This is a genomic window from Paenarthrobacter aurescens (assembly GCF_041549525.1).
In the GTDB taxonomy this organism is placed as follows: domain Bacteria; phylum Actinomycetota; class Actinomycetes; order Actinomycetales; family Micrococcaceae; genus Arthrobacter; species Arthrobacter aurescens.
The window spans coordinates 1,399,778-1,413,180 of record NZ_CP157456.1; the positions used below are offsets into that span (position 1 = coordinate 1,399,778).

10 protein-coding genes are annotated in these 13,403 nt (G+C 61.5%); 3 read left to right on the forward strand and 7 right to left on the reverse strand.

Annotation, left to right across the window (positions count from 1 at the left end; genetic code table 11):
• Positions 1–55: 55 nt before the first annotated feature.
• The 6 genes from ABI796_RS06590 to ABI796_RS06615 form a co-directional block, all read right to left on the reverse strand.
• On the reverse strand, positions 56–1,924 hold the full coding sequence (locus ABI796_RS06590; RefSeq protein ID WP_141283688.1) for a biotin carboxylase N-terminal domain-containing protein: 1,869 nt from the start codon (positions 1,922–1,924) through the stop codon (positions 56–58).
• A 60-nt stretch (positions 1,925–1,984) separates the two neighbouring features.
• Positions 1,985–2,644 carry a Maf family protein gene (locus ABI796_RS06595; RefSeq protein WP_141283687.1) on the reverse strand — a complete coding sequence of 220 codons (660 nt, stop codon included), beginning with the start codon at positions 2,642–2,644 and terminating at the stop codon, positions 1,985–1,987.
• A gap of 151 nt (positions 2,645–2,795) precedes the next feature.
• Positions 2,796–5,321: an MMPL family transporter gene (locus tag ABI796_RS06600; RefSeq protein ID WP_141283686.1), complete on the reverse strand. Its 2,526-nt coding sequence runs from the start codon at positions 5,319–5,321 to the stop codon at positions 2,796–2,798.
• Position 5,322: 1 nt separating this feature from the next.
• Positions 5,323–6,036, reverse strand: coding sequence for a TetR family transcriptional regulator (locus ABI796_RS06605; protein WP_141283685.1), 714 nt, complete (start codon positions 6,034–6,036; stop codon positions 5,323–5,325).
• Between the two features lie 139 nt (positions 6,037–6,175).
• Positions 6,176–6,607, reverse strand: coding sequence for a YbjQ family protein (locus tag ABI796_RS06610; protein WP_141283684.1), 432 nt, complete (start codon positions 6,605–6,607; stop codon positions 6,176–6,178).
• Positions 6,608–6,699: 92 nt separating this feature from the next.
• Positions 6,700–8,133, reverse strand: coding sequence for a dicarboxylate/amino acid:cation symporter (locus ABI796_RS06615; protein ID WP_141283683.1), 1,434 nt, complete (start codon positions 8,131–8,133; stop codon positions 6,700–6,702).
• A gap of 975 nt (positions 8,134–9,108) precedes the next feature.
• On the opposite strand from ABI796_RS06615, the gene ABI796_RS06620 reads away from it, so the two are divergent.
• From ABI796_RS06620 to ABI796_RS06630, 3 genes are all read left to right on the forward strand, one after another.
• Positions 9,109–9,300 carry a hypothetical protein gene (locus tag ABI796_RS06620; protein ID WP_141283682.1) on the forward strand — a complete coding sequence of 64 codons (192 nt, stop codon included), beginning with the start codon at positions 9,109–9,111 and terminating at the stop codon, positions 9,298–9,300.
• Positions 9,301–10,747: 1,447 nt separating this feature from the next.
• On the forward strand, positions 10,748–11,230 hold the full coding sequence (locus tag ABI796_RS06625) for a hypothetical protein (RefSeq protein WP_141283680.1): 483 nt from the start codon (positions 10,748–10,750) through the stop codon (positions 11,228–11,230).
• Positions 11,231–11,288: 58 nt separating this feature from the next.
• A complete protein-coding gene (locus tag ABI796_RS06630) occupies positions 11,289–11,624 on the forward strand; it encodes a hypothetical protein (protein ID WP_141283679.1) in 336 nt (111 codons plus the stop codon).
• A gap of 57 nt (positions 11,625–11,681) precedes the next feature.
• Here the strand turns inward: ABI796_RS06630 and ABI796_RS06635 are convergent, their stop codons facing one another.
• Positions 11,682–13,364, reverse strand: coding sequence for a DUF885 domain-containing protein (locus ABI796_RS06635; protein ID WP_141283678.1), 1,683 nt, complete (start codon positions 13,362–13,364; stop codon positions 11,682–11,684).
• Positions 13,365–13,403 lie beyond the last annotated feature (39 nt).

Below are 13,403 nucleotides of genomic sequence, written 5' to 3' on the forward strand. Positions count from 1 at the left end.
ACGTCGGCCCCGCACCATATGGTGCGGGGCCGACGTCGTTAAGAGGTTCTTTTCGTTAGTCCTCGATGGTGGCGATGACCGCACCGGCGGCGACGGTCTCGCCTGCGGCGGCGGTAAGTCCGCGAACGGTACCGGCCTTGTGGGCAGTCAACGGCTGCTCCATCTTCATGGCTTCCAGGACCACAATCAGATCGCCCTCGGCCACAACATCACCCTCAGATGCGGCCACCTTGACGATGGTGCCCTGCATGGGGGAGGTCAGTGCATTGCCGCCGGCAGCCGCAGCTGTGGCGCCAGCCGAACGGGAGCGCTTCTTGGACTTACCGGACTTGGTTCCTGAACCGCTGGAAACAGCCGCCACGCCGCCACCCAGGCCGGACGGCAGAACCACCTCAAGGCGCTTGCCACCCACCTCGACTACGACGCGCTGGCGCTCACCGGCGTCGGGCGTTTCAGCGGAGCCTGCCGCCGACCACGCCGGAATGCTGTTGACGAATTCGGTCTCGATCCAGCGCGTGTGGACCGTGAATGGCCCTTCCGCCGGGGCGAAAGCGGGATCGGTGACCACTGCGAGGTCGAACGGGATGACCGTGGGGATACCCTCAACCACCATCTCCTCCAACGCCCGGCGTGAGCGCTGAAGTGCCTGTTCGCGGGTGGCGCCGGTGATGATCAGCTTGGAGAGCATGGAGTCGAAGTTGCCGCTGATGACATCGCCCTGCTCCACGCCGGAATCGATCCGGACGCCGGGGCCAGTGGGGTTCTTCAACGTGGTGATGGTGCCGGGGGCCGGCATGAAGTTCCGGCCCGGGTCCTCGCCGGTGATGCGGAATTCGAAGGAGTGGCCGCGGACCTCGGGGTCCTCATAACCCAGCGCTTCGCCGCGGGCAATGCGGAACTGCTCGCGGACGAGGTCGATGCCCGTGACTTCCTCGGACACGCAGTGCTCCACCTGGAGGCGGGTGTTGACCTCGAGGAAGGAAATGGTGCCGTCCTGGCCCACCAGGAACTCACAGGTGCCGGCGCCGAGGTAGTTGGCTTCCTTCAGGATGGCCTTGGAGGATTCGTAAAGGCGCTTGTTCTGCTCGTCACTGAGGTACGGAGCGGGGGCTTCCTCAACAAGCTTCTGGTTGCGGCGCTGCAGCGAGCAGTCGCGGGTGGAGACCACTACCACGTTGCCGAAAGCATCAGCCAAGCACTGTGTTTCCACGTGGCGGGGGGCATCGAGGAACCGCTCGATGAAGCACTCGCCGCGGCCGAAAGCTGCGACGGCTTCGCGCACTGCCGATTCGTACAGCTCAGGGATTTCGTCCATGGTGCGGGCAACTTTGATGCCGCGTCCGCCGCCGCCAAAAGCTGCCTTGATGGCAACGGGGAGGCCGAATTCTTCAGCGAACTTCAGGATCTCGTCTGCGTTCTGGACCGGGTCAGCCGTGCCGGGAACCAGGGGAGCGCCTACCTTTTCGGCGATGTGGCGGGCCTGGACCTTGTCACCCAAGGCGGAGATGGCTTCCGGTGAGGGGCCGATCCAGGTGATGCCGGCGTCAATGACCTTGGCGGCGAACTCGGCGTTTTCGGCAAGGAAGCCGTAGCCGGGGTGGATGGCATCCGCGCCGGACTGCTTGGCGACCTCAATGATCTTATCCATCACCAGGTACGACTCCGCGGCGGTGTTACCGCCCAGCGCGTAGGCTTCGTCGGCGAGCCGGACGTGGAGGGCGTCACGGTCGGGGTCGGCGTAAACGGCTACGGAGGCAATGCCTTCGTCCCGGGCGGCTCGGATGATGCGGACCGCGATTTCTCCGCGGTTGGCAATCAAGACCTTGGTAAGAGGGCTGGAAATGGGCTGCGCCGGGTTAGCTGACAAGTTGTTGACTCCTTCTGTCCTTGAGGAGCCTAGCGCGATTGTGAGGGTTCCGCCCATATTGATGGGGGATTCCGTGTGTGAGGCGATGTTCCTTTGTAGGGTTGCTACAAAACGCTTCTACTGCGGGTTCGCGGTCCACAGCTCCGTAATGCCCACGTTCGCGTGGACCAGAAGGTCCCGCAGCGTGGAGATGGAAAGCCCGACCACGGCGTGCGGGTCGCCGTCCACTTTGCGGATGAAGGCCCCGCCCAAGCCGTCAATGGTGAAGGAGCCGGCGCAGTGAAGGGGCTCCCCGGTGGCGATGTAGGCTTCGATGTCCTGCGGGCTCATCTGTGCGAAGTGGACCTCGGCACTCGAAACTGCGCCAACGGTGGCGCCCGTGCCCTCGGGGGTCTCATTGTCCTCTGCATCAGCGGCGGTATCGCGGCAGTCAACCAGCCAATGGCCCGTGTGGAGCACGCCCTGCGAGCCGCTCATGCGAAGCATCCGCTCCCGCGCTACCTCAGCGGTGTAGGGCTTGCCGTGGGACTCGCCGTCGAACTCAAAGACCGAGTCGCAGCCGATCACCAATGCGCCTTCAGCCTCGGGGAGGGCTGCAACGGCCTCGGCCTTCGCGCGGGCTAGGAGCAGGGCGGTGTCGTGGGCGTCGGTTACACCGTACTTGGCCTGCACGGCGTCCTCGTCCACGTCCGAGACCAGGACATCGTGCCCGATTCCGGCTTCGGTGAGCAGCTTGGTACGGGCAGGGGACTGGGAGGCAAGAATCAATCGGGTCACGTTCCCCAGCCTAATACCAACCATCTCTCACCTCCCGCCCGTTTAATCCCAACCATCTCTCACTTCCCGCGGGCCTAAACCGAACGCTCGCTCACTTGTCTCAAGCAAGTGAGCGAGCGGTCGGAAATATCAACGGTTACGTGAGAGAGCGTTAGTGGACGAGTTCCTCCGAACCGGCCTTTGAACGGTCGCTCCGCTCCAGCTTGGCGCCCTCAACATCCACATCCGGGAGGATGCGTTCCAGCCACTTCGGCAACCACCATGCCTTTTCGCCCAGCAGGTACATCACGGCGGGAACAATGGTCATGCGCACCACGAAGGCGTCAATCAGCACGCCGAACGCCATGGCGAAGCCGAGCGGACGGACCATGGTGAGGTGGCTGAAGATGAAGCCGGAGAACACACTGACCATGATGATGGCGGCCGCAGTAACCACGGCGGCGGCATGGCTGAATCCGGAGCGGACTGCGTGCTTGGCGGACTCACCGTGCATGAAGGATTCCCGCATACCCGAAGTGATGAACACCTGGTAGTCCATGGCGAGTCCGAACAGCACGCCAATGAGGATGATGGGCAGGAAGCTCAGCACTGCGCCAGGGTTGGCGACGTCGAAGATGCCTCCCAGCCAGCCCCACTGGTACACGGCAACCACGGCACCAAAGGCGGCGGCCAGTGAGAGCAGGAATCCGCCGGTGGCCAGCAGGGGAACCACAATGGAGCGGAAGACCAACAGCAACAGCAACAGTGAGAGTCCGACGACGATCGCCAAGTACGGCGGCAATGCGGCGCCGAGCTTGTTGGAAACGTCAATGTTGCCTGCGGTTTGTCCGGTCAAGCCGATCTGCACGTCCAGGTCCTGGCTGATCCCGGAGCCTTTGGCACGGAGATCGGACACCACCTGCACAGTGCCGGCACTGGCCGGGCCTTCCTTGGGGATGACCTGGAAGACTGCGGTGCGGCGGTCTTCACTCAGAGCAACAGGAACCGCAGCGATGACATTTTCTACGCTGCGGAGCTGGTCCGCGACGTCGAACTGCTTGTTCTTGGCATCATTCTCGCTGAGGCCCTCGGGGAACTCACCCACCACAATGATGGGTCCAGTCATGCCTTCGCCGAAGCTGGTACGGGTGAGGTCGTAGGCCTGGAATGCCTGGGAATCAACCGGCTCGGAGCCGCCGTCGGGGAGTGCCAGCCGCAACTGCGAGGCCGGGAGCGCCAGGGCGCCCAACAGCACCACGCTGGCTACCAGGGCAACCCACGGGTGGCGGGTGACCATTCCACCCCAGCCGCCGCTGCTGCGCTTTTCTTCGCGTTCACGGTCCGCAGCTTCGTGGCCGGGCTCGGCGTTGTGCTTGGCAGCCTTGGCCCAGGCGCGCTTGGAAATGAGTCGGCGCCCGATCAGCGCCAGGACTGCCGGCGTCAGGGTCAAGGCTACGACGACGGCCACTGCGACTGTCGCTGCGGCAGCAACACCCATGACGGCGAGGAAGGGGAGCCCCGGAACCACAAGGGCGGCGAGGGCGATGATGACGGTGAGGCCGGCGAACAGCACGGCGTTGCCGGAGGTGCCGGTGGCCAGTGCTGCGGATTCTTCGGCATCCATCCCGGCCAGGAGCTGTGTCCGGTGGCGGTTGACGATGAAGAGTGAGTAATCAATGCCCACTGCAAGGCCGAGCATCAGGGCAAGCATGGGCGAGATGGAGCTCATGTCAATCACGCTGGTCAGGGCGAACGTTCCGCCCACACCCACGGCAACACCGATCAGTGCCATCACCAGCGGCAGGCCGGCAGCGATCAACGTTCCGAGCATCAGGATCAGGACAAGAGCTGCAACAGCGACGCCCACGATTTCAGCAATACCGAAGATCTCCGAGACGTCCTCGGTAATTTCCTTGCTGGCATAGGCAGTGACGCCGGCGGAGGAGACCCCTTGGACGATTTCCTGGACTTCTTCACGGACGGCCGGGTCCACGGCGTTGATGGAGGTCTTGAACTGGACCTGGGCTATGGCTACTTTGTTGTCGCTGGAGACGAAGCGGAGTCCGTCAGATGATTCAACCTGGCGCTTGCCAAGAGCCAACGCGGCGGCGCCGTCGGCAGCTTCCTTGGCTCCGGCGTCGAGCCTTGCTTTGCCTGCCGCCAGTTCTGCGCGCTGCGGAGCCAGCTGGGCTTCAATCTGCGCCGGTGTGAGGCCGGATGCGGCCAGTTGCTGTTCCAGGCCGGCCAGTTGGGTCTCGCCCGCTTCGAGCTGTGCGCGGGATGCTTCGAGTTGGGCCTTGCCTTCAGCGGCTTTGGCTTCACCGGCGGCTATGTCCGCGGCGGCCTTCTCCACTTGCTCTTGCGTGGTGAACGGGTTGACCGTTCCCTGTACGTCAGGCATGGCTTCGAGTTTGGTGAGCGCGGCTGCAACCGCGTCCTTCCTGGCTTGGTCGAATCCGGCATCACCGGCGTCGAAAACTACGCTCGCTGAGCCGCCCGATGATTCAGGAAGGGCTTCCTTGAGCTTGTCCGCCATCTGCTGGGTTTCGGTGCCCGGGATGGTGAAGTTATTGGACATGGTGCCGTGGAATGCTGCGGCCGAGCCGCCCACTGCCACCATGACGGCAAGCCATATGGAGATGACGAGCCAGCGGCGGCGATATGAAAACTTGCCGAGACGGTAGAGGAACGAGGCCATGTCAGAACCGATCTTTGGTGGTTGGAACGGAAGGGGAGGCTGCGGTTTGCGGGTACGCGTCCGACGGCGGCGCGAAGCCGGCGCCGAGGAGGCCCATCGCATCGATGAGGTGCTGGCGGAGTGCAGCGAGTGATTCAGCTGAGAGATCCGGCCCGTACTCGGCGAACCAGACGGTCATCGCTGCCTTGCCGCATGAGATGACTGAGCCGGCGAGAGCGTGGAGGTAGAGCTCACTGACTTCGGTGCCGAGCCTGCCGCGGGCGGCGTCGATGATCTGCTCGGTGCAGTGTTCCCAGGCTTCAAGCTCGGAGCGGGCCAGTTGGCGGTTGTCCTGGGTCAGGCTGAACAACTCGGCCATGGGCGCTACGGACATGGGGTCGGCCAGCGCCATGAGGGCTGCCTGGGCGGACTCAAGAATGGACTCCTCCGCGGGGCGCAGGCGGAACTGCTCCAGGGCATGGTCCATGAAACCGTCCGCAACGGATGCGAGGGCGGCTTCGAGGCTGGGGAAATAGTTGAAGAAGGTTCGCCGTGAGACGCCCGCACTGGCTGCGATGTCCTCCACGGTGAAATTGCCGGGCCCTTGGCTGCGCAAGAGGTCCAAGGCTGCGGATGCGATGGAACTGCGGGTGGCCGCCTTGTTAAGCTCCCGCCGCGATGGCGTTGCTTGCTCAGAGGGCTCCGTGAGGGCTTCCTGGCTACTGGTTTGGGTCACATACTTACACTAAGTGCAAGTTTGCACTGTGCGCAATTTAAGATGTTTGCCGACATGCGAAAAGTCCCGCCCTGGTTCGCTGAACCCGCCGTTGAACGGGGAGGTGGGCGAACCAGAGCGGGACCTTTGGAGGTTCAGATCAGAACTGGGTGGGCGGTGCAGAGGGAGCGGGCGGAGTCGGCTGGGAGGTCTGCTGGGCAGCAGTTTTAGTCAGGTAGATGGACTGTCCCGTGGCTCCAGGTTCGCCCTCACCCAGCGGCAGGACGTATACGGCGGTGCCGTATGCACATACTTCGGTCCAGTTGGTGCCCATTTCCGAGGTATCGAACCGCATGGCCACAATGGCGTTCGCACCACGCTGCTGCGCTTCGTTGACCATGCGGGCCATGACTTCCTGGCGGCTTTCGTAGAGTGCCTTGGTCATTTCGGGCAGTTCGCCGCCACCGAGGGAGCGGAAACCGGCCAGCATCTGGGAGCCGATATCGCGTGAACGGACAGTGAGGCCCATGACTTCGCCGAAGACGGCATCGATCCTGTGGCCCGGGATTTCATTGGAAGTGACGATCAACATGGTCCGAGCCTATCCAGAGTTGTCCCCTTTTACAGGGAAATCCCCCGGGGAGAACTCCCCGGGGGATTTGCGCGGTTTCACAGCGGCTGAGGCTAGGCCTTGGAATCGGCCAGTTCGCGCTCGTTGCTTTCGGCTGCTGCCTTGTCGGCTGCGAACTCATCGGCAAAGGCGGCGCCATTGCGGGGTGCGTTGTACAGCGATTCGTCCAGGATGCCCTGCCGCTTGGCCACGATGGCCGGGACCAGTGCCTGTCCCGCGACGTTGACGGCTGTGCGGCCCATGTCCAGGATGGGGTCAATCGCCAGCAGCAGGCCGACGCCGGCAAGAGGCAGTCCCAGCGTGGACAGGGTCAGCGTGAGCATGACCACAGCACCGGTGGTACCGGCCGTGGCGGCGGAACCGAGGACGGAGACCAGCACGATCAGCAGGTACTGGCTGAAGTCGAGGTTGATGCCGAAGAACTGTGCCACGAAGATGGCCGCGATGGCCGGGTAGATGGCTGCGCAGCCGTCCATTTTGGTGGTGGCACCCAGCGGCACGGCGAAGGATGCGTAGCCGGAGGGGACGCCCAGGTTCCGCTCAGTGACGCGTTGCGTGAGCGGCAGCGTGCCAATGGAGGAACGTGAGACGAACGCCAACTGCACGGCCGGCCACACGCCGGAGAAGTACTGCTTGACGGACAGGCCGTGGACGCGGACCAGGATGGGGTAGAGCACGAAGAGCACCAGCGCCAGGCCGATGTAGATGGCGGCCGTGAACTTGCCAAGGGAGCCGATGGTGTCCCAGCCGTAGATGGCTACAGCGTTACCGATCAGGCCAATGGTGCCCAGCGGGGCAATGCGGATGATCCACCACAGCACCTTCTGAATGACGGCCAGTGCGGAAGCGTTGAAGGTCAGGAAAGCTTCGGCCTGCTTGCCCACCTTGAGGGCTGCAACGCCGATGGCGATGGCGATCACCAGAATCTGCAGCACGTTGAAGTTGACGGCAGTGCTCACGGTGGTGGCCGCGTTGGCGCTCTCGGTCACGGTGGAGCTGGCGCCGAGGCCCAGGAAGTTCTTGGGGAACAGGCCGATCAGGAACGCCCACCAATCGCCGGTCTTGCCGGCGTACTTGGCTTCCTCGGTGATGCCTGTGGCTGCGCCGGGCTGCAGGAGTACACCCAGGCCGATGCCGATGAGCACCGAAACGAGCGAAGTAATGGCGAACCAGAGCAGCGTGTTCCATGCCAGCCGCGCGGCGTTGGACACCTGGCGCAGGTTGGCGATGGAACTCACCACGGCGGTGAAAATCAAAGGAACGACGGCGGTCTGCAGCAAGGAGACGTAGCTGGAGCCGATCGTCTGGAGAGTAGCGCCGAGGCCGTTGGGGGCTGCTTTCGTGCTGCCCGTGTACTTGGCGATGAGGCCGAGAATGAGGCCCACAATGAGGGCTGCGATGATCTGGACGCCGAAGGAACCGGCCCACTTGGGGAGCCGGAAGCCGGTCTTACCAGCTGCGGGGGAGGTGTTGGTTGAGGTGCTCACCGGAACACGTTAGGTGTCTTGCAAATAACATAGCGAACGGACGTTGAGAAATGTTACGTGCGCAAGAGATATTCCCGAGCCCTAGTGACGTTGCTCTCACCCGGGAGGGGCGTTGGGGCTTTGCTGCTGGGGGAGCCCGACTCCCTCCGACGGCAGGGCGACTTCAGTACCCCTTTGGATATGCCCATCCGGTTGTCCACAGATGGTTTGTCTTTTTGTTGGATTTATTGGGTGGTGTTGGTAGTTTAGGCATCGTCTGGTCGCCCGGGTTTGTTTGGCTTGGGTGAGGGGCTGGGGCAGGCTACCTTGTCAGTGGGGGTCCTCACACGGTCACGGGACTTCTTGACGCTACTGCGCGTGGAACCATGATTGGAGCGGGCACCGGCGGAATTGCTCACGGAGCAACCTCCAAAGCGGATAGTCTCCTCGGGGGCCGTCATGGAGCAATGGGGCCCAACAACTACGCCGCCGACCCTGTAATGGGCCAGCTCGAGCCACAACCGACTGTGACTCTTTATCGGGGTGTGGATGGCGCTGAGTTCAGTTCAATTGCGAACGAGGGAATTTGGAATATACCAACGACAGCCTCGAGCGCAACGAACGGTAAGTATTTTACTAGCGAAGCGTCAGCAGCTGATCAATGGGGTGCTTTCATGAATAAAAATGATGGTTTAACGTTGCAATCCACAGCCCCGTCCTCAGTGCTGACTCACCCCGGTGTTGCCTACCTCGGTCCCCGACACGATGGTATCGGCCCTGCATACTTCTTCGACACGGAAGCAGTACGGAACCTTAATTCACAGATGGATGGAATTAGTCTTGTGGATTAGGTTGGTTTCCCAGTAACAGTTAGGTATATGGATGGTTAAGAAAGACGTTATGATCCGGTTTCTAGGACCTGACGACGGAGGGCGCCCGCATTTCCCGCTCCTGCGAGGTTACAGACCCCACTTTCGTGTGGGACAGGGCGATCTCATGGGCGTTGTACTGGCAGAATCGGACAGGGAGTTCGGTGATGGACAGTACCAACGCGTAACCGTGGATTTGGTATACGAAGGCCTTGTTGATTACTCGGCTCTAGACCCGGAAGTTCACTTCAACGTTCTTGAAGGCCTCAGGGTAGTTGGTGATGGATATGTCATCGGCAGCGCCAGGCAGGAAACGTAGTTTATGACCGGCGAGTATCAAGTCCAGTGCATCGGCAGGGCCGGTGCGATCTGACCGGGCTTGAGGTGCACTACTGAGTCTCCCATCAGCAGTACACCACCACCTGGACCTACGCGCTGCCGACGGGAAGCGACCTCCAGTTGGTGGGGGACATTCCCAGGATGAGAGTCTGTGGGATCCGCTTAGGGCATCGGATGGTTCATGTGATGCCCACATACGCTCGGTTGTTGCCTTGTTTCAGGCGGGCCGCAAAAAATTACTGATGATCATTTGGATAGCAATCCAAGGGCATCGGAGCGTCCACCATGAGCGCGCTAAGTTGCGAACATTTGGGCCCATAGATCCTGATATGTCACAGCAGGTGGTCAGCGTTCGTTCGTCTGTGCAGTTGGCTGTCCCTGCGACAGCCGGGGGTGCACGGCGGGCGTGCCACCCGCCCCTGGGACCAACACGACCCATGGGTCGTCCTCGGCACGCCCACCACCCCCAACCCCACCACAACAACCAACACACGTGCAGGCAAACGCGCCTACGACCCGGCCACCCGGGGGTTCCTTTCCACCGACCCCCTCGCCCCCATCCTGGGAACCGTCTGGGACGGGAACCCTAACTCCTACGCCAGGAACAACGGAGCCGCGGAGATGTTTTATGACGCGATGGGTGGGGCGCTGCTTGCACGCTTCCACGGGGCATCCGAACTGAGTTCCAGCCCTAGCTGGATGACTCACAGCATGGCTGCGTACGGCGGTGCTCATGCCGGCGCTATCGTTGAAAGCGTCAATTTGTAGGTAATGAGGTAATAGAGCACGGAACGGGAACGCCACTTTGGTAAACGATGGAGCAGGGCACTCAGAAGAGGGGCATCCTAAGGATGATCTAACCGACGAAGAATTGATTCTAGGAAGAAGAGCGGAAATTTGGCTGGCTGACTCAATACCAGCTGCCTCGGTAGGGATACTAATCGCCAATGAATAGGGTGTGCATTAGTTGGTTAGTGCGAGGAACGAATTGCTGCGTAGTGGATGAGGAACCTCTTGTGCCCACAACTCCGCTCCGCCACAGGAGAGTCTGAGGTCGCGAGTCAGGGCCTTCGGGCGACGTTCAAGTTACCTGCCGTTGTTCAGCGCGTTGCTGTGGAGGGTCTTCTGGTTGAAGTCTTGGTGGGACTCAAGCTCCGTGCGGATCTCCTCCCTAGGCGTCTGCTCAATTTGTAGATTGGCATGCCCGGGCCAGCCAAGTTGGCGGACAATTCCACTAGGGAGCAGTTTTCTTCCTATATTGAGAATAGATACTTAGCGGCAGGCCGCGTTACTTACGAAATCGCAAGAGTTTCGGTCCGCGCGACAATATAATCGTTATAAGAACCCCAAAGGCTGGCGATGGTGGGCACATTCTTCAGGCCAGATGAGGGAAACTAATATTCTATTTTGAGTTCTTAAGGTGGGTAATGCGCTGGATTCTTGAAGAGCCGGGATATGAGGTCGACGACCGCCGCGAGGAGGTGCTGCAGGAGTGCCCGCCGGGCCGTTTCCTCATCGGAACAACTCCGCAGCCTCTTGTTGCTCTCGCAAACTGCCTATATGAAGCATCGGCAACTGCCGTGGACCGGGCCAGGTTTGCTGACGCAAGGAATGCGCTTCGGCGCGTTCAGGAGCATGCGGGTCCGTTTTGGCTGGAGAACCCACACGGATCTTTCAGTTCCCAAAAACCACTGATGTGGCGGTCCGTGGAACTGCAGGAAAAAGAACTCATCGATCTCTTCGACTGCTATGAGGAAGGCTGGTTTCCGGTAACTGTCGACGACGGAGAAACTGATGTCTTTCGGGCGGCCATATCGGCAGTATTGCGGACAATTGATAATGAGGAACTTGTCTCACGCATCGACGCTACTGAAACTCAGTTGAGGGAACTCGTTCACCATATGAAATGACCCGTAGAGTCTGTTCGAGAAATTCAATTGTAATTGTCAGCCGCCTGGAGAGAAACCATTGACGCAGAACGTCGCATTGCCAGCGCTCTATGACCGCATGATCGAACGTGGAATTGTCGACCTGGAGCCATGGGAACTTCTCCGAGGAGCAGAGCAGGCGCATCGATTGAAGCACCTTGTCGAGACTTTCCCAGAATGGCCCCTCAATCCCTTTGCACACAGGTCCGATAACGATGATGTGGCTTGCTGGACGGGCGAAAACGTCGTAGTCGTCGATGACTACGACGTTGTAAGGGACGCAAACGAGGCGGCCGTACGGCACCAGCCAGCCGAATACCACTCGATGGATGAATGGCTGATTGTGGCAATACGGGACTTCATCGAGTTTGATTAAACCGCCATCGCGGCGCACCGAGTGCCTCCGGCCTCTTGCCGGAGGCACTCGAGCAGATCAGCCCAGCAACGCCCGGCGCAGGACGTCCAGGCCCACAGAGCCGATGTTCAAGGCCTTGCTGTGGAAGGACTTCAGGTCGAAGCCCTCCCGGGATTCAAGCTCGGCGCGGATCTGTTCCCACAAACGCTGGCCCACCTTGTAGGAGGGCGCTTGTCCCGGCCAGCCCAGGTATCGGGTGAATTCGAACTGGAGCTGGCCTTCGCTGATATCGAGGTTGGCTTTGAGGAAGTCGAAGCCCTTCTCCGGTGTCCAGGTGCCGGTGCCCCAGCGTTCGGGAACGGGCAGTTCAAGGTGGACGCCGATGTCGAACACCACGCGGGCTGCCCGCATGCGCTGGCCATCCAACATGCCCATGTGGTCGCCCGGATCCTTGAGGTAGCCCAGTTCCAGCATGAGCTGCTCGGCGTAGAGTGCCCAGCCTTCGCCGTGGCCGGACACCCAGCAGACGTTGCGTCGCCAGTTGTTGAGTAGTTCGCGCCGGTAGGTTGCCGTGGCGACCTGGAGGTGGTGGCCGGGGACGCCTTCGTGGAACACGGTGGTGGTTTCGGACCAGGTGGTGAAGGTGTCTTCACCCGCCGGCACGGACCACCACATGCGACCGGGCCGGGAGAAGTCGTCAGAGGGGCCGGTGTAGTAGATGCCACCCTCGTCGGTAGGGGCGATCATGCACTCGAGGGTCTTCATGACATCCGGGATGTCGAAGTGGACGTCGGCCAGCTCGGTCACTGCGCGGTCGGAGAGTTCCTGCATCCAGGCCTTGAGGGCGTCCGTGCCTTTGATCTGGCGTGCGGGATCGCTGTTGAGGATGCTCTTCGCTTCCTCGATCGAGGCTCCGGGTTTGATCTGGTTGGCGACCTTTTCCTGCTCGCTGATAAGCCGCTCAAGCTCCTGCACGCCCCAGGCGTAGGTCTCTTCCAGGTCGATTTCCGCGCCAACAAATGAACGGGAGGCCAGCGCGTACCGGTCCCGTCCCACTGCGTCTTTTTCGGGGGCTGCGGGAAGGAGCTCGTCCCGGAGGAAGTCGCCCAAGGCGCTGTACGCTGAGCGCGCGGCTGCGGTACCGGCGTCGAGCCTGTCCTGAACCTCGGCGGGCAGCGGCGAACCTCCAACGGCGGCCGCCGAAGCCATCTTGGCGAAGAAGCCGTCCTCTGCGGCGTAGCGGCCGGTCTGCTCGATCACAATCCGCACCTGCCGGGCTGCGGCCACTTTTTCTTCGGCAGCAGCCGAGCGAAGGGAGGCGATGTACCCCTCAACAGCCCCGGGAACGTTGGCGGCACGGCCGGCAATATGCTCCCACTGTTCCACCGTGTCCGTGGGCATGAGGTCAAAAATGGCGCGAATATCCTGGGCGGGCGAGGCAATGTTGTTCAGGTCCGCGGCATCCCAACCGGACTCGTGAATCTCCAGTTCCAAGCCGAGCCGCTCGCGCATGGCGTCGAGGGTGACAGCGTCCACATCATCGGACGGCTCAAGGCCAGCCAGGGCATCCAGGGCCAACTTTGTGGCCTCCGCATGAGCCTCGGCACCGGCAGGGGAGTAGTCCTGATATTCGGTTTCATGTCCCGGCAAGCCCAGCGTGGTGGCGAAACTGGGATTGAGCTCGATCAACTTTTCTGTGTACGCGTCAGCGACGGCATCGATGGCGGACTTCGGGCGTACAGGTGTGTTTGCAGTAGTCACCCACAGAGCCTAGCCGTGACGCCGCCTACGTGAAAGGGT